20 protein-coding genes are annotated in these 23,035 nt (G+C 43.4%); 14 read left to right on the plus strand and 6 right to left on the minus strand.

What is annotated here, in order from left to right; translation table 11 throughout:
• A partial coding sequence (locus tag QZ942_RS03445; protein ID WP_292993276.1) for an EAL domain-containing protein occupies nucleotides 1-1,388 on the minus strand: 1,388 nt, incomplete at its 3' end.
• Between the two features lie 18 nt (nucleotides 1,389-1,406).
• Nucleotides 1,407-2,450: a phosphoglycerate mutase gene (locus QZ942_RS03450; protein WP_292993277.1), complete on the minus strand. Its 1,044-nt coding sequence runs from the start codon at nucleotides 2,448-2,450 to the stop codon at nucleotides 1,407-1,409.
• 274 nt (nucleotides 2,451-2,724) lie between these two features.
• Between QZ942_RS03450 and icd the strand changes: the two genes are divergently transcribed.
• The gene (gene icd / locus QZ942_RS03455; RefSeq protein ID WP_292993278.1) at nucleotides 2,725-3,972 is read left to right on the plus strand and encodes an NADP-dependent isocitrate dehydrogenase; all 1,248 of its coding nucleotides are present in this window, start codon (nucleotides 2,725-2,727) and stop codon (nucleotides 3,970-3,972) included.
• 197 nt (nucleotides 3,973-4,169) lie between these two features.
• On the opposite strand, the gene QZ942_RS03460 is transcribed toward icd, so the two are convergent.
• Nucleotides 4,170-4,373: a cold-shock protein gene (locus tag QZ942_RS03460; RefSeq protein ID WP_013964362.1), complete on the minus strand. Its 204-nt coding sequence runs from the start codon at nucleotides 4,371-4,373 to the stop codon at nucleotides 4,170-4,172.
• Nucleotides 4,374-4,654: 281 nt separating this feature from the next.
• Here QZ942_RS03460 and clpS point away from each other — a divergent pair, with 281 nt between their 5' ends.
• The 5 genes from clpS to ribD all read left to right on the plus strand — a co-directional run bounded on the left by clpS (nucleotide 4,655) and on the right by ribD (nucleotide 10,799).
• On the plus strand, nucleotides 4,655-4,963 hold the full coding sequence (clpS, locus tag QZ942_RS03465; protein WP_292993279.1) for an ATP-dependent Clp protease adapter ClpS: 309 nt from the start codon (nucleotides 4,655-4,657) through the stop codon (nucleotides 4,961-4,963).
• 1 nt (nucleotide 4,964) lies between these two features.
• The gene (gene clpA, locus QZ942_RS03470) at nucleotides 4,965-7,223 is read left to right on the plus strand and encodes an ATP-dependent Clp protease ATP-binding subunit ClpA (RefSeq protein ID WP_292993280.1); all 2,259 of its coding nucleotides are present in this window, start codon (nucleotides 4,965-4,967) and stop codon (nucleotides 7,221-7,223) included.
• Nucleotides 7,224-7,828: 605 nt separating this feature from the next.
• Nucleotides 7,829-9,076, plus strand: a complete 1,248-nt coding sequence (gene glyA, locus QZ942_RS03475; protein WP_292993281.1) for a serine hydroxymethyltransferase — start codon at nucleotides 7,829-7,831, stop codon at nucleotides 9,074-9,076.
• 68 nt (nucleotides 9,077-9,144) lie between these two features.
• Nucleotides 9,145-9,603 carry a transcriptional regulator NrdR gene (gene nrdR / locus QZ942_RS03480; protein WP_292993283.1) on the plus strand — a complete coding sequence of 153 codons (459 nt, stop codon included), beginning with the start codon at nucleotides 9,145-9,147 and terminating at the stop codon, nucleotides 9,601-9,603.
• 104 nt (nucleotides 9,604-9,707) lie between these two features.
• Entirely contained in the window at nucleotides 9,708-10,799 is a 1,092-nt protein-coding gene (gene ribD / locus QZ942_RS03485; RefSeq protein WP_292993285.1) for a bifunctional diaminohydroxyphosphoribosylaminopyrimidine deaminase/5-amino-6-(5-phosphoribosylamino)uracil reductase RibD, read from the plus strand.
• A gap of 15 nt (nucleotides 10,800-10,814) precedes the next feature.
• Here the strand turns inward: ribD and QZ942_RS03490 are convergent, their stop codons facing one another.
• The gene (locus tag QZ942_RS03490; protein WP_292993286.1) at nucleotides 10,815-11,375 is read right to left on the minus strand and encodes a response regulator transcription factor; all 561 of its coding nucleotides are present in this window, start codon (nucleotides 11,373-11,375) and stop codon (nucleotides 10,815-10,817) included.
• A complete protein-coding gene (locus tag QZ942_RS03495) occupies nucleotides 11,375-12,640 on the minus strand; it encodes an ATP-binding protein (RefSeq protein ID WP_292993288.1) in 1,266 nt (421 codons plus the stop codon). Before QZ942_RS03495 ends, QZ942_RS03490 begins: the two co-directional genes overlap by 1 nt.
• A 361-nt stretch (nucleotides 12,641-13,001) precedes the next feature.
• Between QZ942_RS03495 and QZ942_RS03500 the strand changes: the two genes are divergently transcribed.
• Nucleotides 13,002-14,120 carry a 3-deoxy-7-phosphoheptulonate synthase gene (locus QZ942_RS03500; protein ID WP_292993290.1) on the plus strand — a complete coding sequence of 373 codons (1,119 nt, stop codon included), beginning with the start codon at nucleotides 13,002-13,004 and terminating at the stop codon, nucleotides 14,118-14,120.
• Between the two features lie 103 nt (nucleotides 14,121-14,223).
• Complete coding sequence (ispH, locus tag QZ942_RS03505) at nucleotides 14,224-15,168, plus strand: 4-hydroxy-3-methylbut-2-enyl diphosphate reductase (protein ID WP_292993292.1); 945 nt, start codon at nucleotides 14,224-14,226, stop codon at nucleotides 15,166-15,168.
• 3 nt (nucleotides 15,169-15,171) lie between these two features.
• Here the strand turns inward: ispH and thiO are convergent, their stop codons facing one another.
• Nucleotides 15,172-16,278 (minus strand): glycine oxidase ThiO, encoded by a 1,107-nt coding sequence (thiO, locus tag QZ942_RS03510; protein WP_292993294.1) that lies wholly within the window; start codon nucleotides 16,276-16,278, stop codon nucleotides 15,172-15,174.
• A gap of 232 nt (nucleotides 16,279-16,510) precedes the next feature.
• On the opposite strand from thiO, the gene QZ942_RS03515 reads away from it, so the two are divergent.
• The 6 genes from QZ942_RS03515 to QZ942_RS03540 all read left to right on the plus strand — a co-directional run bounded on the left by QZ942_RS03515 (nucleotide 16,511) and on the right by QZ942_RS03540 (nucleotide 23,021).
• Complete coding sequence (locus QZ942_RS03515) at nucleotides 16,511-17,035, plus strand: GspH/FimT family pseudopilin (protein ID WP_292993296.1); 525 nt, start codon at nucleotides 16,511-16,513, stop codon at nucleotides 17,033-17,035.
• Nucleotides 17,035-17,541, plus strand: coding sequence for a type IV pilus modification protein PilV (pilV, locus tag QZ942_RS03520; RefSeq protein WP_292993297.1), 507 nt, complete (start codon nucleotides 17,035-17,037; stop codon nucleotides 17,539-17,541). The genes QZ942_RS03515 and pilV overlap by 1 nt, the downstream gene beginning before the upstream one ends.
• A gap of 41 nt (nucleotides 17,542-17,582) precedes the next feature.
• A complete protein-coding gene (locus QZ942_RS03525; protein WP_292993299.1) occupies nucleotides 17,583-18,341 on the plus strand; it encodes a PilW family protein in 759 nt (252 codons plus the stop codon).
• On the plus strand, nucleotides 18,338-18,907 hold the full coding sequence (locus tag QZ942_RS03530) for a PilX N-terminal domain-containing pilus assembly protein (RefSeq protein WP_292993301.1): 570 nt from the start codon (nucleotides 18,338-18,340) through the stop codon (nucleotides 18,905-18,907). The genes QZ942_RS03525 and QZ942_RS03530 overlap by 4 nt, the downstream gene beginning before the upstream one ends.
• 39 nt (nucleotides 18,908-18,946) lie before the next feature.
• Complete coding sequence (locus QZ942_RS03535; RefSeq protein ID WP_292993302.1) at nucleotides 18,947-22,456, plus strand: PilC/PilY family type IV pilus protein; 3,510 nt, start codon at nucleotides 18,947-18,949, stop codon at nucleotides 22,454-22,456.
• A 127-nt stretch (nucleotides 22,457-22,583) separates the two neighbouring features.
• A complete protein-coding gene (locus tag QZ942_RS03540; protein ID WP_292993303.1) occupies nucleotides 22,584-23,021 on the plus strand; it encodes a type IV pilin protein in 438 nt (145 codons plus the stop codon).
• The last annotated feature ends 14 nt before the right edge of the window (nucleotides 23,022-23,035 follow it).

A 23,035-nucleotide genomic window follows, 5' to 3' on the forward strand; every position in this document is an offset into this window, starting at 1 on the left:
ATTGTTTTAATTTCCGCTTTGTGCGCGAGTTGATTGATGGTTTTTACTTTATCGAGATCTTCCTCATCACGAAGGATATTGCATACTAAACTGCCATCAATTTTCAGGAAATCGACTTTCATTTTGTCGAGAAGATTTAACGATTCTGGGTTGCCGCTAAAGCTGCATAGCGAAACCAAGCAGCCCAGTTCTCGAATTTTCTGCGTAAAAATAAGTGTATCGGCTGTATTGGTTTCTGCGTCTGATACTTCAACCTCAAAGCAAAGATTGGTAGCCGGGGCTTTTATTTTTTGTAATTGATCTTGAATGAAGTCAGGAAAGGCCCGGTCACTTAACGTATCTTTAGCGACATTCACATAAAAAACCGAGTTGGATTTTGGGTGAACTGCTAACCACTGGGCGATGTGATTGATTATCCACCGATCCAGTTTGGGCATCATTTTAAATTGATCGACAAGGGGTAGAAATGAGCCCGGCGGCATCAAGTTATTTTCTTCCTCATGCATACGAATGAGGATTTCATAATGTGAAACTGACGTGATAGATGATTTGATAGGGGTAATTTCCTGGCAATAAAGATTAAATTCCCCCCCCTCAATGGCCTGCGTAATACGTGCAGCGGTAATCCCTGATTTGGATGTTTGAGTACTCTGTGGCAGGTTTGTATTGTCTTTAGTCAATATTTTGTTGGTTTTTTCTGGCTCTGGTTTAGTTGGGCTCTCTAGTTTCTTTTTTGAAAAATCACGGTTTTTTTCTTGCGCCCGGGGAGTGTGTAGCGTGTAGAAACCGATAGCCTTTCCCTTGCTATCAAGATGCGGGAGATATTGCTCCGTGAAAATATAAGGGAAGCCCTTGGTCGATTTAAGTACACGTTCGTTATGTATGGTTTTTCCGGCTAGTATTTCTTCGACGCTATTTTGAATATCAGAGAAAAACTCTTCATTTGAGAATTCTTTTAAAAGTCGGCCATCTATTTGATCTGGCTTTAATCCAAACCATCGGCGAAATATTCTATTATGGTAACGGCAACGAAGATCTCCGTTAAAATAAGCCAGCATGACAGGCATGTTTTCATCAACAAACTGTGATTTTATTTTGCTTTCAGAAGCTGTTTTCTCAGCCCATAACCGGTGTTTAATCTCATTCCCGAGTCTTTCCTTGCTAACTTGGAGTTGATCGGAAAAGTTTTTGATATTTTTCTCCGCACCCGCTACTTGGATCATTGCTATTAGTATTGCAAAGACCAAGGAAAACCATAATGCTGCTTGCAAGTGTGATGGGATTTCATTGATAAAATAGGTGTCAGCTATCAGAACGATTGCAAGTATTAACGCAATGCAAATTGCGAGATAAGGCTTAACGCTACTAAGTAGAGAGATTTTTTGCACGATGATTCCTTATTCTTGCTAGTGTGTTTCTGTATGAGCGGCAAGTGGTTTAGTTATACGCCAGAGTTTCCATAAATCAGCACGTGTTATCTCAAAACGCTGAGATGAAGTTTCGTTGAGCGCTGTGATGGTCAATTGGTTGATTTTTCCGTTCTTAAGTGCTGTATATAAAGGTAAGAACCAATTTTGTTCCATGTCTCCGAGCGTTTCACGCCAACCATAAGCATTTCTATATTTGGCTTTTCCGTCCAATGCATCCAATATCACAAGATGATTCCCTGAAATTTGCGATTGGAGCCATTCTTGCGTATTAGCAGTTAACTTTGAATGATTTGTGTTACTGGCTAATGCCAATGCGCGCGGTAGGTCATCATTACTCCATACATGCGTATAGGGAGATTGTGTTGATTGCGGTATATTTCCTCCTCCCCAAAACCAAACACTATTAATAGTCAATTCTCCACGGGATTCACGAGCTTGATTAACTGGGTGTTCATAAAGCAGCATCTGAATCTCATTAAAAATTCGATTCCATGCGATACTTTCAGCGCCTGACGGCAAAAAACTATTAATGTTCTTGCATGTGACATGGCTAAGTGTGTGCGTTAAAATCTCTGGTGCTTTCGATGTTCGGATATACCAACGGTCAGGGTATAATGGCAAGAAAGAGAAATCATGATTTCCCAGACTGAGATTAAGATCCTGCACAATTTGCTTGGCTTCTTCTTTAGGAATTTGGAAAGCTTGGCTATCAGCTAACATGATATGGTTTTGTTCGATACGTAGGTGAACAGGATCGGCACGCATCCAAAAATCTTTACTTGTTTTTGCCAAATCAGGGGCGTCAGCGAATAGCATGAGCGGTGCAATAGGCCAGTCATTTTTCTGCTTTGCTACATTAAACTCCTTACATAGCCATGCTTCTATTTCCTGTGGAGCAGTCGTTGTAGCGGTACTTTTTGATAACAGTACTTCTAAAGAAGGCGCTGATAGCTCATGATAAATTTCTGTTTGTGAGCTATCAGGCCAGAATAGATTGGGAAGGAGAAGGTTTAGGTTCATAATGAGGGTCGAGTTGCTGTTGAGTGATTCTGGAAATTGAGTGAAATGCCATTTATCCGAAGTAGCGATTTATATTAAGCAGCAACGGGTTTGCCAGTCGCGTGGAAAGGCGTCGTGTTTACACGTATAATAGTCGAAACACAGAATTTTATTTTAGTTTGAGAAGATTTATCTTGCAATGAAGAAGGAAAATCACAACATTCTCATCCAATGATGTTTAGCTGACCAAGATATATTTATTAATTGCATTTGTATTCGAACACTTGGAGATGTCATGTATCAGCATATAAGAATACCTAGTGATGGAGAAAGGATTCAGGTTAATGATGATAATTCGTTAAATGTGCCTGATAATCCAATAATTCCTTTTATTGAAGGCGATGGTATTGGTGTTGATATTACTCCGGTCATGCAGAGAGTCGTCGATTCAGCGGTTAAGAAAGCGTATGGCGGGCAACGCAAAATTTCGTGGATGGAGATCTATGCGGGTGAGAAATCAACACGAATTTATGGACCTGATGTGTGGTTGCCGGAAGAGACTTTGCAAGCCGCTAAGGAGTTTGTGGTTTCCATTAAAGGTCCGCTGACAACACCGGTTGGTGGGGGTATACGCTCGATTAATGTTGCGCTTCGTCAATTGCTGGATTTATACATTTGCTTACGGCCAGTACGTTATTTTAGTGGTGTACCTAGCCCAGTGAAGAATCCGGAAAAGACAGACATGGTTATTTTCAGAGAAAATTCGGAAGATATCTATGCGGGTATAGAATGGGAAGCAGAATCAGAGTCCGCCAAGAAGGTAATTGATTTCCTGATTAAGGATATGGGGGTGACCAGTATACGTTTTCCTCAGACTTCTGGTATTGGAATCAAACCAGTTTCGAAAGATGGGACTGAGCGTCTTGTTCGGAAGGCAATTCAGTATGCTATCGATAATAAGTGCCGGTCGGTTACTTTGGTGCATAAAGGCAATATTATGAAGTTTACTGAAGGTGCATTCAAGAAATGGGGCTATGCTTTGGCTGCTAAAGAATTTGGAGCAGAATTGCTGGATGGAGGGCCGTGGATGAAATTGCCGTTAGAAAAATGCGGGGTTATTATTAAAGATGTGATTGCGGATGCTTTTTTGCAACAAATCTTGTTACGTCCGGAAGAATATGACGTAGTGGCCACTTTGAACTTAAATGGTGATTATATTTCTGATGCATTGGCTGCGCAGGTAGGTGGAATTGGGATTGCGCCAGGAGCAAACCTCAGTGATTCTATCGCTATCTTTGAAGCAACACACGGCACAGCACCTAAATATGCAGGGAAAGATCAAGTAAATCCTGGTTCAATCATATTATCAGCGGAAATGATGTTGCGGCATTTAGGTTGGGTAGAGGCAGCCGATTTGATTATCAAATCGATGGAAACAACTATTCAAAACAAGATAGTTACCTATGACTTTGCGCGACAGATGACTGATGCTAAACAGGTTTCTTCTTCGGATTTTGGTAGTGCAATGATCGAGCGTATGTAGTCTGTGTTGATAAACAAAGCTGTGGGAAGTAAAAGCACCGTTTGCTCCTAACAGAGTAGAGTCAAAACAGAAACAACAAAGAAAAAACCCCTTGCCATACTAACAAAGGGGTAATATAAGGTTATATCCTTCTTACTTTATTTGCTATTGTATTGTTATTGCCAATAAAGCGGTCTAAAGCCAGTATTTTACGAAAGTTAAGCGGATTGGATATTAGAGGCTTGTTTTCCCTTCGGTCCTTGAGTGACATCAAAACTCACTTTTTGGCCTTCTTTAAGAGTTTTAAATCCAGACATATTGATTGCTGAGAAGTGTGCAAACAAATCTTCGCTGCCATCGTCAGGAGTGATAAAACCAAAACCTTTGGAATCGTTGAACCATTTTACTGTACCTGTTGCCATTTCTACTTCCTATATAAAAACTGGGCCGGAAACCCTAACACTATTTGAATTTCAAGACCATTGACGGATAAAACCGGTACCGCAGAGAACTTGAAGCCAAACGCCATTTGCAGTTTTACGCAAATCCAGGGTTAAAGTCAAGCCGTTACAACATATTTGTGTGCAAGAACTGGGTAATTGTCTCAAGATACTTGAAAATTTTGTCGTAATCGTCAAAGATGTCGATAATGAAGTATTTAGTACAATATATTTTTATAGAAGAATGAGTAGGGAAAACAGTTATGACGGAGAGTAACTCAGAAGCCGTTATGCTTGTACGGGAGAAAATTGAACGAAAACCTCCTTCCATGTACAAAATTTTATTATTGAATGATGATTTTACACCTATGGAGTTCGTGATTGAGGTGTTGAAAATATTTTTTTCCATGAATCAAGAACAGGCAACACGAATAATGTTAGAGGTGCATATGCAGGGGGTCGGTGTGTGTGGTATATACCCAAGTGATATTGCAAGTACGAAGGTCAAGCAGGTGGTTGAGTTTGCGAGAAAAAATCAGCACCCACTTAGGTGTATAATGGAGGAAAACTGAAATGATTGCGCCAGATTTAGAAGTCAGTTTACATATGGCGTTTGTAGAGTCCAGACAAAAACGTTATGAATTCATTACAGTAGAGCACTTGCTGCTGGCAATGCTGGATAATGCAAGTGCCGCTGAAGTATTAAATGCTTGCTTGGTAGATATTGAAGGTTTGCGATCAGTATTAGCAGACCATATTACACGCCATACACCAGTGATTAATGGTAAAGAAGAAGTTGATACGCAACCTACATTAGGTTTTCAGCGCGTTATTCAACGAGCGATATTGCACGTACAGTCATCCGGAAAGAAAGAAGTTACCGGCGCCAATGTTTTGGTATCGATTTTTGGTGAAAAAGATTCGCATGCCGTCTATTTCTTACATCAGAGAGGTGTGACACGTTTGGATGTAGTGAATTACATCTCACATAATATCCGGAAAGTGCCGCATGAGGATGACGCTAAAACTGGAAATGAAGGGGACAGTGAGCACGAATCCAATTCGAGCGGAGGCGTGCTCGAGAGTTATACGGTAAATCTCAATCACCTGGCGTTAATTAATAAAATAGATCCCTTGGTGGGGCGTGAGAAGGAGATTGAGCGCGTTATACAAACGTTGTGCCGACGCCGTAAAAATAATCCTTTATTGGTTGGTGAAGCCGGTGTGGGAAAAACTGCAATTGCAGAAGGCTTGGCAAAACGCATTGTTGAAGAAGATGTACCTGATTTACTTTTGAAGCATCAAATTTATTCGCTTGATATGGGCGCTTTATTGGCGGGTACCAAATATCGCGGAGATTTTGAACAACGCTTAAAAACATTGCTAAAACAGTTAACTGATAATCCAACGGCTATCTTGTTTATAGATGAGATCCATACACTCATTGGTGCTGGTGCTGCTTCAGGTGGCGTTCTGGATGCATCCAATCTGTTGAAACCGGCTCTAAGTACTGGGCAGCTACGATGTATCGGTGCTACAACTTTTAGAGAGTACCGCGGGATCTTTGAAAAAGATCATGCACTATCAAGGCGTTTCCAACAGATAGAAGTTAACGAACCTAGTGTAGATGAAACAGTAGCTATTTTACGTGGTTTGAAATCTCGTTATGAGCAGCACCATAAGGTTAAATATACTGTCAGTGCATTAGTTTCTGCAGCAGAATTATCGGAGCGGTATATTAATGATAGGCATTTACCCGATAAAGCAATTGATGTGCTTGATGAAGCTGGCGCTGCGCAACGCATATTGCCAAAATCGAAGAAACGGAAAGTGATCGGTAAAAGTGAGATTGAGAATGTGGTAGCCAAGATTGCGCGAATTCCCCCACAAAATATTTCTACAGACGATCGCAATAAATTGAAAACATTGGGCCGTGATATGAAGGCCGTTGTTTTTGGGCAGGACAATGCTATAAATGCACTGACTGCGGCCATCAAAATGGCAAGAAGTGGATTGGGTAATCCGCGGAAACCCGTGGGTTCTTTTCTTTTTTCAGGGCCAACAGGTGTCGGAAAAACCGAAGTGGCAAGGCAATTAGCCTATGCTCTCGGCATTCACTTGCATCGATTCGATATGTCTGAATACATGGAACGTCACGCAGTATCCCGTCTGATTGGTGCACCACCTGGATATGTGGGCTATGATCAGGGTGGATTGTTGACAGAAACAGTGATTAAGCATCCCTATTCGGTTTTATTATTGGATGAAATCGAGAAAGCGCATACAGATATTTTCAATATCCTGTTGCAGGTCATGGATTATGGAACGCTGACAGACAATAATGGACGTAAAGCAGATTTTCGCAATGTTATCATTATTATGACTACCAATGCAGGTGCTGAATCCCTTACTAGATCTTCGATGGGATTTACAAAATCAAAATTTGCAGGGGATGAATTAGTTGATATCAAAAAACTATTTACTCCTGAGTTTCGTAATCGGCTAGATGCGATCATTTCATTTGCTTCTTTAGATCAGGAAATTATTTTGCGAGTAACCGATAAATTCCTGATTCAACTTGAAACACAACTTCACGAAAAGAAAGTGGAGGCAACGTTTACGGAACAATTGCGTAAGTATCTTGCAAAACATGGTTTTGATCCACTCATGGGTGCCCGGCCTATGGAGCGGCTTATCCAAGATACGATTCGTAGTGCATTGGCTGATGAATTATTGTTCGGACGCCTAGTCAATGGCGGTAAAGTAACTGTTGATATTGATGGTAATGAGAAAGTAAAACTTCTCTTTGAAGAAGAAGCCGCAATTATTTGATCGATAGTTGAGACGCATACAGAAAAACTGTTCTATTGTTTCATTGTGCTGGAGAAGCGGGCTATATGCTATGAGGTATGAATTTTGCTGCACTGTTTTTTTATCCTTAGCACGGACTGCTTCCGTTCAAACTTGCCAGTGGCGATTGGCGGTGTCTTGACCCAAAGGCATGCCAATGCTACATACTGTCGCAGAGCGCTTTGTTGGTAATGTGGAAAAATATCAGCCGGTCGCATGCGCATCAGTGTAGATGCGCTCGGTAGGCAAGAAGCGCTACTTGGAATTTTCCATGCAACCTTTACTATTAAGGGGTAGCCTCCTCACTTTTTTACAACTACCCCGTTTGGGATGAATCAGACGGCAATAAATATTGGTATTGATAAAGAAAAAAGTGACGTTAAAATTCCTATCTTTCCGCAGATTTGCTAGAATTTTTCAGTAAGTGCAAAGACCGGTCTAGAATCACTGATGAAGATTACTTGCAATTAAGATAAATTCTTCTCTTTTTTATTCTACTGCTTGTGATCAGCTATCTGCGTTTCGACAGGTAATGGTAATATACGTATTTTCTCGGTTTAAAAATATTTCAAAGGATTGGTATCACCATGTTTTCGCAGAAACAAACTATAGAAAATGTCGACCCAGAAGTGTGGCAAGCGATTAAAGGCGAGATACAGCGCCAGGAAGAATATATTGAATTAATCGCATCGGAAAATTATGCAAGTCCCGCAGTTATGCAAGCTCAGGGTTCTGTTCTAACGAATAAATATGCCGAAGGTTATCCGACAAAACGCTATTATGGCGGTTGTATGTATGCTGACCAAGTTGAACAACTGGCTATTGATCGACTAAAAGCGCTCTTTGGTGCTGAGTATGTCAATGTGCAACCGCATTCAGGTTCGCAAGCCAATGCAGCGGTCTATCTTTCAGTGCTAAAGCCTGGTGATACCCTGCTGGGTATGTCGTTAGCACACGGAGGTCACTTAACGCATGGTTCTAGCGTTAGTATGAGCGGAAAGATTTTTAATTCGATTTCTTACGGCTTGCATCCGGAAACTGAGTTGCTTGATTATGATCAAGTTGAGCAATTAGCTCATGAACATAAGCCAAAAATGATAGTTGCAGGCGCTTCCTCTTATGCGAGAGTCATTGACTGGAAACGTTTCCGCAAAATTGCTGATGCTGTAGGAGCCTACCTGTTTGTCGATATGGCTCATTATGCCGGATTGGTGGCTGCTGGTTTTTATCCTAATCCGGTTGGCATTGCGGATTTTGTTACAAGCACTACGCATAAAACACTGCGCGGTCCGCGTGGCGGTATTATTATGGCCAAACCTGAACACGAGAAGGCGCTAAACTCTGCCATTTTTCCACAAACGCAAGGCGGTCCTTTAATGCATGTGATTGCAGCCAAAGCAGTTGCATTTAAGGAAGCTGCCAGTAAAGAGTTTAAGGATTATCAAGAGCAGGTCATTGAGAACGCTCGTGTAATGGCAAAAGTGCTGATCAATCGCGGCTTGCGAATCGTGTCGGGCCAGACAGATTGTCATATGTTTCTGGTTGATTTGCGTGCGATGGAACTGACTGGTAAGAAGGCAGAAGAATCGCTTGAACTGGCACACATTACGGTTAACAAGAACGCCATACCTAATGATCCTCAGAAACCATTTGTTACCAGTGGTATTCGTGTCGGCTCACCAGCAATGACCACGCGAGGTTTCAAAGAACTGGAAGCGGAACAATTAGCCAACTTGATAGCGGATGTGCTTGCTGCACCTGAGGATTCGGCGGTTTTGTCACGAGTGGCCACTGAAGCAAAACGGTTGTGTGCAAAATTTCCAGTTTATGGATAGCTTTGTCAAGTTGAACAGATATTGAAAAATGATCTATTCAGCTTGATTACTGCTGGCTAAGTTGTAGTATGAAATGTCCTTTTTGCTGTGCAGATGACACCAGTGTGATTGACTCTCGCGTGAGTGAGGATGGTCAAAAAATACGGCGACGGCGACGGTGTCAGTCTTGTGATAAGCGTTTTACGACATACGAAACAGTTGAATTACGTTTACCCCAGGTTGTAAAACATGATGGTAGTCGAGCTGAGTTTGATCGAAACAAACTGTTGACGGGATTTAAACGTGCACTCCATAAACGCCCTGTTCCCACAAGTTATGTGGATGCGGCGATCGACCGTATTGTACAAAAATTTTTAAGTATGGGAGAGCGCGAAGTTTCATCACGTAGTATTGGTGAGAGTGTGATGCAAGAACTTTATAAGCTCGATGAAGTAGCCTATATCCGATTCGCATCCGTTTATAAAAGCTTTCAGGATGTGGATGATTTTCGTGATGCGATCAAGGAAGTGCAGAAGCCGAATCAGTAGTTGCAATCAAAGAAAGCAACCTAAATCAGCTTGATGATTGACTGATCATCCATTGGCGATACAGTAGACCGGATTAATTGCAGTCATATATCACAATTCCTTAGATGTTCTCTCCCGCCGATTATGCTTTCATGTCGTACGCCCTACGGTTAGCTGAGAAAGGGCTTTACGGCACTACACCCAATCCGCGTGTTGGTTGTGTGATCACCCATAATGAGCAGATAGTCGGGAGCGGTTGGCATGAGAAGGCTGGGCAACCACATGCTGAAATCAATGCATTGAATAATGCTGGAGAGGCAACGCGTGGCGCAACAGCTTATGTTACATTGGAACCTTGTGCCCATCATGGACGCACGCCGCCGTGTGTTAATGCTTTGATTGCTGCAGGTATTGCCAGGGTCATCATAGCCATGGAAGATCCTAATCCGCTAGTATCAGGTCGTGGTAAGGCCTTATTGGAACAGGCCGGTATTGACGTACAGGTCGGCTTATTAGAAGCAGAGGCGGGTGCGCTGAATGTGGGTTTTGTTACGCGTATGATTCATAAGAAACCATGGGTCAGGTTAAAAACTGCCGCAAGCCTGGATGGGAAGACTGCGCTGAATAATGGTGTTAGTCAATGGATTACCGGTGATTCTGCACGACAGGATGGGCATCGGTGGCGCGCGCGTTCATGTGCCATCATGACAGGTATCGGTACAGTAAAATCCGATAATCCTCAATTAACAGTACGTCACATCGAGACACGCCGTCAACCCAAAAAAATTGTCGTAGACAGTCATTTTACAATTCCATTGGATGCTAAATTACTGCAAGGTGGAGAAGAAGTATTTATCTTCACCGCTAATGAGGGTAATCCAGAAAAAAATGCCACACTGAGTAAGAGAGGTGTTCGGGTCATTGTTTTGCCCAATGCCAAAGGCCGAGTTGATCTGGAGAAAATGATGACGGTGCTGGCTGATTTTGGAATGAATGAGGTATTGGTGGAAGCTGGGTGTGGCTTGAATGGCGCTTTAGTTGAGGCTGGATTAGTTAATGAGATGATTATTTTTCTTGCGCCGCATTTGCTTGGTGACGATGCGCAGGGAATGGTTCAGTTACCCGAATTAATGAATCTTGGACAAAAGAAGGCTTTGAAAATAAATGACTTACGCATGATTGGGCAAGATATCCGGATAATTGCAAGGTTTCTATAAAATAGATTGCCTGCTTTATTCACGTAGCGGTTTTTTGGCTAGCTTGCGCTGTAATGTGCGGCGATGCATATTTAATATTCTGGCAGTAACTGACACATTGTTATCATTCTCGGTGAGGACGCGCTGAATATATTCCCATTCGAACCGTCCTACCGATAATGGATGTGCACTGATAGCTGTAGTTGATTCGCCAGCTGTGCGTTCAAAAGCAGCCATAATGTCATCGGCATCGACTGGTTTTGCAAGATAATGGGTGGCGCCGAGTTTGATGGCCTCAACCGCCGTAGCGATACTGGCATAGCCCGTCAACATGACAATGCGGGTACCGGGATCCAAGGTTTTCAGTTTCTCAACCAGCACCAATCCGGATTCACTGGATAATTTCAGATCAACAATTGCATATTCAGGTGTTGAAGCTTCGGCCAGCTTTAATGCATCTTCAATAGAAGATGCGCACGTTACGCTGAAGCCACGCTTTGTCATCGCTTTTGCCAGTACATCACAAAAAACTTTATCGTCGTCGACAATGAATAAACTGGGACACTCGTTGTTGTCGGTTAATAAAGGCTCGATCATTATATTGGTTCTATTAGCGGCAAAACGACCTGTGTGCAGGCGCCGCCACTCTCAAGATTAAACAAACGAACACTGCCGCCAAATCGTTCAATATTTGCATTCGCCAGAAATAAACCGATTCCAAAGCCTTGGCCAGGCATCTTACTGGAAAAGAAAGCTTCGCCAGCGCGCTGTATGGCTTCTGCCGATAATCCTTCGCCATCATCAATAATTTCAAGATGTAACATCAAATTTTCCCAATGGCTCTTGATCTCTATGCATTTTGAAGAGGCATCTGCAGCGTTATTAAGTAGATTGAGTATGGATTGGCTCAATAGTTGATTGTCCATAATTCTGGGTGCAGGCTGCGTGCCGGTACATTGGTAAGTAAATTTAACAGAAGGACGTATCAACTTCCATTTGTCAAGAACCTGATCAAGAAATTCGCCAACAGGAAGTTCGCTGCCGTGCTCAGTTCTGTCTTGACCTGCTTTGGCCAGTAATTGGGTCAAAGTTTGCTTGCAGTGGACAATCTGATCACGCAAGATATGAATATTGTTCTGAAATTCAATATCATTTTTATATTCTTGCTGTAATTCTCCGGTCACAACAGCCATTGTTGAGAGCGGTGTTCCAAGTTCGTGTGCTGCGCCGGCTGCCAGTGTTCCCAGAGCGATAATTTGTTCATTGCGTAATGCCTGTTCTCGCGCTTTAGCAAGATCCCGATCCCGATCTCGAATCGAAGAGCTCATTTTAACGACGAACCATGCAATGATGACAGTACTTAATACAAATGCTAACCACATTCCTGATACATGTAACGCAAATTCAATGAGATGATTGCTGTGTTCGTGCGGTAATGGTACATAATTGAATAATAGCAGCGTATAACAAGCAATTGTGATGATAGCCATGACCCATGTGTAACGCCAAGGCAGTGTGGCAGCAGCGATCGTCAAAGGCAATAGATAGAGTGAGATAAATGGATTGGTTGAGCCGCCACTGAAATACAATAATGTGCTCAATGCCAGAACATCAATCAGTAATTGCAAAAAGAACTCCGTATGGGATACCGGCCATTTGCGGTGTAACCGTACCCATGTCAATAGATTTAACAGAGAGAGTATTGCGACGACAGAGATCATTTGTACCCATGGAATTACAATATCGATGGTCCAGTACACAATAGCAAATGTCAGGCACTGAGCAACGATGGCAATATTCCGGAGCCAAAATAAACGTTGTAAATTTTTGCTGAGAGGTGATTGACTGAGGTCACTAAACATTATTGGAGGATATCGTAAATAATCTTTTTTTAATTGCGAGCTAACGTTGAACATTAACTTAATTTCTCTTGAAATGCCATGTGGCAAATTGTCTCAGGGGGAGTTGAATAGCTATGTCAGAAATTTGATTCGTAATGCGGATTTAGAAGAAAATTGATGACATACAACGACATAGTGCTATTTTTTATCGTGCTAAAGATTGTCTGATTATGTGGCTTTGCTGAAGGATCGCTGGTTCTGGAGAAATTTAGTCAGCGTGAGCGGTTATCAGAATCATGGTAACCAATGGTTTTTTCGGTTAGAATCGTGTGCCATTTTATCTTATGCTAATGAATTAGTATTATCTTTTTGAAATTATTTTATGATTCTTATTCTTGTCCCAAATACCCGGCTTGATAGTCCTGAATATAAACAGTTGTTGGCGCATCTTGCCAATTTTTCAGGGATATCGACGCGTGTTCATACTGAGGTGGGTACTGAACAAGCGCTGACAGAGATATATTTAATAGGTAACACTAAAGTATTATCTACTGAAGATGTTAGCTCGCTTCCTTGTGTCGACCGGGTAGTTCGGGTTTCTGAGGAATATCGCGTTTTAGGACGACACAAGGATGATGATCGTCCGACACATTTTGATTATAACGGCGTTCGTTTTGGGCAGGATACCCTGAATGTGTTCGCGGGATTATGTGCGGTTGATACCATTGAACACGTTGAAATGATGATGAAGGCATTGCGTGATCATGGTCAGGTTTGTACGCGGATGGGTGCTTATAAGCCTCGTACTAGTCCTTATTCATTTCAGGGGCATGGTAAAACCTGCCTTCCTTATGTTTTTGATGTGGCAGGAAAGTACGGCATAAAAGTTATCGCGATGGAGATTACGCATGAATCCCACTTGGAAGAAATACGTAATGCGCTGTATCAGACGGGTAATGCAACGGGTGTTATGCTGCAGATTGGAACAAGGAATACACAGAATTTTGAGTTACTGAAAATTGTTGGCCGTCAGCAGAATTTTCCAGTACTGATAAAACGTGGTTTTGGTATTACTCTGGACGAATCATTGAATGCTGCAGAGTATTTGGCTTCGGAAGGAAATCGCAAAGTGGTTTTCGGGTTGCGCGGTATGAAAACAAATATGGGTGATCCGCATCGTAATTTTGTTGATTTTTCGCATGTACCTGTTGTCAAACGGTTAACTCGTATGCCGGTTTGTATTGATCCTTCGCACTCAGTGGGTACTCGTGCAAGCTCGCCGGATGGTATTCTGGACGTAATGAATGTAACAGCTCAGGGCGTCATAGCTGGTGCTAATATGGTATTGGTCGACTTTCATCCGGCACCCGGTAAAGCATTGGTCGATGGACCACAAGCACTGCTAATGAAAGAGCTGCCGCAATTTCTGGAAGATATTCAGATTGCACGGGAAGCTTATGAAAAACGTGTCGCATTGACAAAACGCTATCGAGAGATATAAACGCTGTTAAATTTCAATGCCTGAGATTTGTGATATTGAATGCGGAATGTGCTTATCACTGAATTCAGTCTAGGCAAAATATCCATTGTTGGAGGATAAATAAATGATCAAAGTACTACTTTCGAATCCCAGAGGTTTTTGTGCCGGTGTGGATCGTGCGATAGAAATTGTTGAACGTGCGCTCACAATGCATGGCGCGCCGATTTATGTGCGCCATGAAGTTGTGCATAACCGTTTTGTGGTTGAGAATCTGGAGAAAAAAGGTGCTGTTTTTGTAGAGAATCTGGATGAAGTACCACAGGATAGTATTCTAATTTTTAGTGCGCATGGCGTATCGCATGCTGTCCGGCGAGAAGCTGCAGATCGTAAATTGAAGGTATTTGATGCGACCTGTCCGCTGGTTACCAAGGTTCATGTAGAGGTGGCCAAGATGCGCAAGGATGGAAAGGAAATCATTATGATCGGCCATCAAGGCCATCCGGAAGTTGAAGGTACGATGGGGCAAATTGACGGTGAAAACAAAGGGATGTATCTGGTAGAAACCGAGATGGATGTTGACGTTCTGAAAGTTAAAGACGAGGCCAACTTGGCTTATGTGACACAAACAACTTTGTCAGTTGATGATGCCGCACGCATTGTCGATGCCTTGAAAAGACGATTTCCTATGATCACCGGCCCTAAGAAAGACGATATTTGCTACGCCACGCAGAATCGTCAGGATGCCGTTAAAAAAATGGTGGATCAATGCGATTTGGTCATTGTAGTAGGTTCCCCCAATAGTTCAAATTCTAACCGGTTATGTGAAGTGGCGAGAAATGCCAATGTGGAAGCCTATATGGTAGATCGCGCCGAACAATTGCAAGAAGATTGGTTTCTTGGAAAGAAAATCATCGGTATTACGGCAGGAGCTTCGGCCCCGGAAATACTGGTGCAGCAAGTGATATCCCGGCTCAAGCAAATCGGAGCCGAACAAATCGGTGAAGATGTGATGATAGAAGAGTTAAGTGGTGTTGTTGAATCGGTTGTGTTTCCATTACCGAAGGCCTGATAACTAATCTATATTCCATCCCATTTGATAGGGAGTGGTATCAAATGGTTGCGGGGTTCTCGTTATCTCGTTAACCAGAATTTCAGCACTAGCTGGTGCCATAGTGACGCCATAGCGAAAGTGACCGCTGTTGATAAATAAATTTCTGATTATCGGGTGTCGAGCAATAGTGGGTATGTTGTCCGGTGATGCCGGACGCAGGCCTGCCCAGTGTTGCTTTATGGGCATTTTGTGAAGTGCTGGCAGAATAGCCTGCGCACGTATTAACAGATTGTCATGTGCTGATGCTGTCGTTTGTTTATCAAAACCCACGTCTTCGAGTGTGCTGCCAATGAGTAAATGGCCATCCCGGCGAGGGATGATATATAAATCATTTTGTACAAGAATGGTGTGTATAGGCGGTGTATCAAACTTAAATAACAGCATTTGTCCTCTTATCGGTTTAATATCCAGTTTGAGAGCGTGTTTTCCCAATATTTCCTTGCTCCAAGCGCCAGCGCTAACGATAGTGTAATCTGCAATAAACTTTCCACAAGATGAAGTAACGGATTGTATTTGCTGATGCGCAGTTTCCAGGCCATTCACTGCACAGCCTTCTATGATTTTCCCACCTAATTGCGCAACTCGGTTAAGTAATGCGCGTAGCAATCTTGGATTGCGTACTTGTGCAATATCAGGCAAGAATAAGGCGCGATCAAATGTTTTGCAGGTATGAATTTCAATGTTATTTCCAATGGCTGGGGTGCCCAGTATTTCCCGTTCCTCTATTTTAATTTCTCTTTTTGAGCACCACTTTTGTGCGGTCTCTACATCGTAGGATGGCAATATCAGCATGCCGGATATTTCATATTCCGGATCAATTCCAGATGCTTTGTGTAACGCTGAAATCCACGCTGGAAATTGTTTGACGCTATAGCTAGTAAGGCGTGTGACATCATCGGAATAATCCCATGGACAAAGCGGCGATAAAATACCACCGCCTGCCCAGGATGATTCTTGCCCAGCTTTGTTGCGCTCGAGTATCGTAACTTTCGCACCTTGTAATAACAGGCGTTCCGCCGTTGCAAGCCCTATGATTCCTGCACCAATGACGATTACATCTTGTTTCATGATGGGTTGTGCCTGCTGTTATGACAATAAATAATTAATTAACGTGGATTGTAACCTAGTGCAATGATTCTCTCTAAACGGCATTTTTCCAGCCAATTCTGGAGCGATCATTTTTGGAGAGTCATTTAGCATGGAATATTGCACTTAGATTTTAAGAATCCCCAAAACACTTAAGTAAACCTAAATTTTGACCGTAACTTCTAGTAATTCTATTTGGAGTTGAAAGGAAAAAGTGATTAGTCGAACCATCCACATGGGTTTTACATTAATAGAGTTATTAGTTACGTTAAGTGTGGCGAGTATTCTGTTAACAATGGCCGTACCCAATTACCGGGTATTCGTGCAGGATAGTTTGTTGATAACGCAGGTAAATGGCTTTTCATCGGCAATGACACTTGCGAAAAATGAGGCTATCAAGAGAAGTGGTTTTGCGACAATTTGTCCCAGTACGAATGGTACGAGTTGTGCTGGTGGAACTGTCTGGTCCAATGGCTGGATAGTTTTTGCAGATACGGATGGCGATGGTGCGGTGGATGCGGGTGAAGAGATTATTCATGTCGGTTCGGCATTGTCAGGCGGCAATACATTGACATCCAATGGTGTTCGCACAAGAGTAACTTTCGCAGCAAGTGGTTTTTCACTTGGTTTCTTCGCTACGTTCTCTTTGTGTGACAGTCGTGGTGCGAGCGCTTCACGAGCTCTTGTTCTTAACAATCAAGGCCGGTTACGTACTGAAGTAGGAACGGGTGCATGTTAATGAATTCCAATCTTCATTCAATTGGACTAAGAAAGCAGTGCGGTTTCAGTATGTTGGAGGTTCTCATTACTGTGCTGATACTTTCTTTCGGATTGCTGGGAATGGCGAGCATGGTGACCACAGGTATGAAAAGCAATACCACGTCACATTATCGCTCAGTTGCGACGCAACAAACGCAGGATATTGCAGATCGGATGCGCGCGAATCTAACTGGTGTGCGTAGCGGATCGTATGACGCACTCGCAACGAGTATTCCCGTCAGCAGTGATTGTGTTGCCGCAGCATGTGATGCTGCTCAGATGGCTGTTTATGATCATGCGCAGTGGAACACTGCTAATTCTAGATTGTTACCTGGGGGGCTTGGGACAGTAGCTGGTAATTTGGCGATCGGTTTTTTAATCACGGTCATGTGGACTGAGAAAGAAATGGGGGACGCATTCGATCCAAGATGCCCAGTAGGTACACCAGCCGGTACGCGATGCTTCTTGACGCGGTTTTCGCCTTGAAGCTGGCATCTATATCACATCATATTTAATCAAATATGCACATGAGAAATAATTTTTTACCCAAGACACAACAAGGTTTCACTTTGATTGAGTTAATGATCGCTTTGACAATAAGCCTGATATTGCTATTGGTTATTGGAACAACCTTTGTGAGCAGCCGTCAAGCTTTCCGCGTGCAAGAAGACAACGCGCGCATTCAAGAAAGCGGCCGTTTTGCACTCGAGATACTAGGGCGCAGTATCAAACAAGCGGGGCATGTGGATTTTCCGTTCACGGGTTTTAAGGTTGAGTTTGATGGCACAGCGATTAATGGGACAGCAGGTGCCATAGGGGTGGCGGATACACTCACCATACAATATGACGGTGCAATTGATGATAGGGATTGTGAAGGCAATCCAGTGACTGCAACAGGCACTATCATTCAGAACCACTTTAATATCGATGCAGTGAATGCACGCTTACAGTGTGATGGCACTATTGCTGTCGCGCCGGTTGCGCCGGGCGCTCCGCCTTCAGGCATAGAGTTGGTCGAAAATATAGAAGATCTCCAGATTCTTTATGGGATTGATACAAATGGAGATCAATCAGCGAACCAATATGTTCCATTGCCAGCCAATTGGGATCAAGTTGTTACCGCTCGTGTTTGTGTACTGGTTCGCTCTGAGAAGACCAATATTGTTTCTGCTGGAAGTTATTTGAATTGTAATGGTGCTGCAGTTGCTGTTCCAACTGACCGGCGATTAAGGCGTGCTTTTTCCGCCATATTCAATTTACGTAATCGAGTCAATATCTCGCCATGATCATCAGATTTAATTTGCCACAAAAACAACGCGGTGCGACTTTTGTTACGGGATTGATTTTTCTCGTTGTATTAACTATGTTCGGTGTTACGGCGATGAAAACGGCGAGTATGGAAGAGCGCATGTCAGGTAATTTACGTGATCGTAATCTCGCGCTTCAAGCAGCAGAAATGGCGCTACGTTATGCAGAGCAGCATATCCGTGATAACGATCCGACAACCAACACGCCAAGTCCGATTGATGGGGTAGTCGACTTTGACACTACTTGTACAGCAGGATTGTGTTACTACGGTGCAGGGGCTGTAGCACCCAGTCCGGCTTGGGTGACCTACTGTGCGCCGGATTGTCCTATTAGCTATGTAACGGGTACAGTTTTTCGAGTGAACGGTGTGACCTATACGGCGCCAGCATTGCCCGCAGGTTTGCTTGCGCCGACTTACATCATTGAGGGGATTAAGAAAACACCACCGGGTAGCGGTGAGCGCTATTACTACCGCATTACTGTACGTGCGCAGGGCTTCAGACAAGGAACAGTGGTTCAGTTACAGGAAATATTCAGGCCGTAATGTGTAGGTTATTGAATAATCAGAAAGGATGTTGAAATCATGCAAGAGAATCTAATACGCTCCATACTATTGGCCTGGTCTTTTTCTTTACAGATTTTCTGGACAAGTCAGGTATTCGCATTGTCCCCATTATCAAATGGCCCGCTTTTCTTGGGGGGGAATATATCACCCAATGTGATGTTTACCCTGGATGATTCGGGATCAATGCACTTCGAGATCATGCCGGAGAATTTGATTCTTCAAAGCGTACGCTACACGTTTCCTCGCGCATCAGGTGTTTATGGCGCAGCTGATTACAACAACTATGCCGTCGGTTTTGATTCTACTAACAGATATACAGCGTCGTTGCGCTCCAGCTATGTCAACAAAATTTATTACGATCCTACTGTTAAATACCAGCCCTGGAGTAATTCTGACGGATCGCTGATGAGTAATGCCAGTCCTACTTGTGCTTATCACAATCCATACAATACTGCGGCAGGTTGCCGCGATCTAACGGTTGACAATACACAAACGGCGGGTTGGTTGCAAAGTGACGGAACCCGGTCTTTCGACGAGTCAAGAACTTTCTATCCCGCAGTGTATTTCAAATATAACAGTGGCAGTATCAATGATGCTACCAGTTATACAAAGGTTGAAATCAAATCTTCAATATCGACATATGTGGGTGGAGCCAATCGTTTAGATTGTGCTGCCGTGACTACCTGCACTTATAGTGAAGAGATTCAGAACTTTGCAAATTGGTATACCTATTATCGTTCTCGCGTATTGTTAGCTCGCGCAGGTGTTGGCAGAGCATTTGCCACCCAAGGAAATACCATGCGTGTAGGTTTTGCAGCCATCAATAAAGGCTCTACAACTTTGGATGGCGTAACGACAACCGTAGTAAAAACTGGTGTAAGGCAATTTACAGGTACAGACAGAGCGAATTTTTTTACCAACCTTTATGACCATGATATTCCAGCATCAGGAACACCGCTGCGAGAAGCGATGATCAGTGTAGGGGAATACTTCAAGAGAACTGACGATAAAGGTCCTTGGGGTGAGACACCAGGTTCAACCGGAGGCACGCAACACGCATGCCGTCAAAATTATAATATTCTGATGACGGATGGCTATTGGACTGAAGGATCTGTATCGGGTTTGGATAATTCTGATAATTCGTCTGGTTCTAGTATCACGAATCATTCTTCACCGGCAACACCAGCATCTTATACCTATACTCCGGCTCTTCCTTATTCGGATGCTTATAGTGATACATTAGCGGATGCGGCAATGCAATATTGGAAAAATGATTTGCGAACAGATTTACTCAACAAAGTACCAGCTAACCCTTCAGATCCTGCTTTCTGGCAACATATGGTTACTTTTACAGTGGGTTTAGGGGTCACTGGATCACGCACTACATTGCCATCGGGATCGGAGTCATGGCCTGATCCAACTGCAAGCGATGCGGCAAAGATAGACGATCTCTGGCATGCTGCCGTGAATGGTCGCGGCGCTTTTTTTAGTGCCGCTGATCCGGCCATGTTTGCAAATGCTTTATCGAATACATTGTCACAGATCATCGCGCGGACAGGCTCAGCTTCCGCAGTGGCTAGCAATTCCAGTACACTCAGGACCAATGGACGTATTTACCAGGCGAAATTTAATAGTGGTGATTGGAGTGGTCAATTATTATCGATTCCTATTGATGCAGCCGGGAATAGGGGAATCCCAGAATGGGAAGCCGGTTCAGTTTCACTGGCCCCTGCTACTGTCAACTCAACATCGCGGGTTGTGATTACAAAAGGCAGCACAGATGGTGTTGCATTCGAATATGCTAACTTAACAGATGCCCAGAAAACGCTGCTTAATAAAAATGCAGCCGCAACTGCTGATAACTGCGGACCGGAAAGAGTCGCTTTTTTGCGTGGTAGCAGTACCAATGAAGGTTTAAGCGGGACATTTAGCTGCGCAAGCGCTACGACAGTTAATAAATTCCGTAGCCGTGCCACGAGTAAGCTCGGCGATATTATTAATTCAAACCCTTTCTATGTGGGTAAACCCAGCGCAGGATACTCCAATGTAGATCATGCAGGCTACGCAGCGTTCAGCGCCGCCTATAAGAATCGGCTGCCAATGGTATATGTAGGCTCTAATGACGGTACGCTGCATGGCTTTAATGCTTGCATTCCCGGGGTAACCTCGGGTTGTGTGGCTGCAGATGCCGGGAAGGAATTAATTACTTATATTCCCAGTGCGGTATTTGCGAATTTAAGTCGATTGTCTGATAAGGATTACAACGCCAACCATCGCTATTTTGTCGATGGTTCTCCCATGGTGGCTGATACGTATAACAGCTCTACATCAAGCTGGAGAAGCGTGCTGATTGGCAGTCTAAATGGTGGTGGCAAAGGCTTCTATGCGCTTGATGTGACCAATCCGGCGGATACATCCCAGTCAGCGCCCATCTTTTCCGCTGCGAATGCAGCAAGCCTGGTTCTGTGGGAATTCTCTGATGCCGATGATGTGGATATGGGTTATAGCTACAACCAGCCGGTAGTAGATCCATATAACGGCCAAGCCAAACAAATCGTGAAAATGGAGAATGGGCAATGGGCAGTTATTGTCGGCAACGGTTATAACAGTGATAACGGTAAAGCAGTACTTTATATAGTTTTTATAACAGGGGGGGAAGATGGTAGTTGGACACTTGGCACAGACTACATCAAGCTCGTTGCCAATGCCGGTCCTGGTAATGGTCTTTCTACACCGATGCCATTTGATTCTAATGGAAATGGTAAAGTCGATGTCATTTATGCGGGTGACATCAAGGGTAATTTATGGAAATTTGATGTGAGCACTACGACGCCTTCGAGCTGGAATGTGGCAATAAGCGGTTTACCATTATTTATCTCGGGTATCACTAAGCCCATTATTGCTCCACCCGCAGTCAGTCTTCATCCGAAAGGGGGACAACTGGTCTTATTTGGTACGGGTAAATATCTTGAGACAGGCGACACTACTAATACTGCGGCACAAACTATTTACGCCGTATGGGACAACGCAACCACGGCTACTGTAACAGCCGGCAACCTGGTACAGCAGGTATTCACGGATGCCACAATCCGAACAGGGACACAAAACGCGGTGACTTATTCTGCCACAATAAAAGGCTGGTATTTGAATTTGCCGATCAGTGGCGAACGCATATCCGGCGCGCCGAGTCTGGAAGATGGCCTATTTACATTTACCACGATCGTACCATCCGCGTCGCCGTGTGATTTTGGTGGGAGAGGTTTGGTGAATACCATTGATTTCTTAACAGGCAGTATGCTTCCTTTTCCTGCATTTGATATTAATAGAAACAGAGCAATTGGTTATGATGACGGTTTGTCGGCAGGCATAGAAATTAGTTTTTCTCCTGGCGGCGTGACAAGAATTAGAGGGAGCGCGGATGATGTTCTCATATCTTCTGGACCAGATGGGACACTAATTCAAACAACAACAACAAAAGGGCTTGCCGGGCTTCGCGGGCGGATTACTTGGCATGAGCTGGTGCAGTAGAATTTTTTCGGAAGTAACATCGATCGCGCATAACGAGTAATTGGAACGATCGTATTTCGTAAATAAAACGGGTCAAGAAATTAGGGTTATATCAGATTAAGGTTGTATGAACTCTGGAGAAAATATTATGAGATTAAACGGTTTTACACTTATTGAGTTATTAATTGCAGTTGCAATTGTTGGTATTCTCGCATCAATCGCTGTTCCTTCTTACCAAAATTACGTGAGAGATTCCAACCGCGCTGTCGCTAAGTCAATACTTTATGAGAATGCGCAATTTCTAGAACGATTCTATACGGAAAACAACCAATATGATGCGACTGTAGGAGCGGATGGGATCGCCAATACGGGTGATGATGCAGCCGTTGTATTGCCTATTTTACAATCACCAAGAACAGGAACTGCTCAGTACAATATTGATTTTCTCGCTGTAGGAAATGCAACTTTTACACTCCGGGCAACTCCAGTCGGTACAATGGCCGGTGATACTTGTGGCGCGCTTACGCTGACAAATGCCGGAGTACAGGGTGCGGGAGATACTGTTGCAACGTGCTGGAATCGATAGTGAATACGTAAATA

Origin of the sequence: Nitrosomonas sp., assembly GCF_021731985.1 — a bacterium.
Classification (GTDB): domain Bacteria; phylum Pseudomonadota; class Gammaproteobacteria; order Burkholderiales; family Nitrosomonadaceae; genus Nitrosomonas.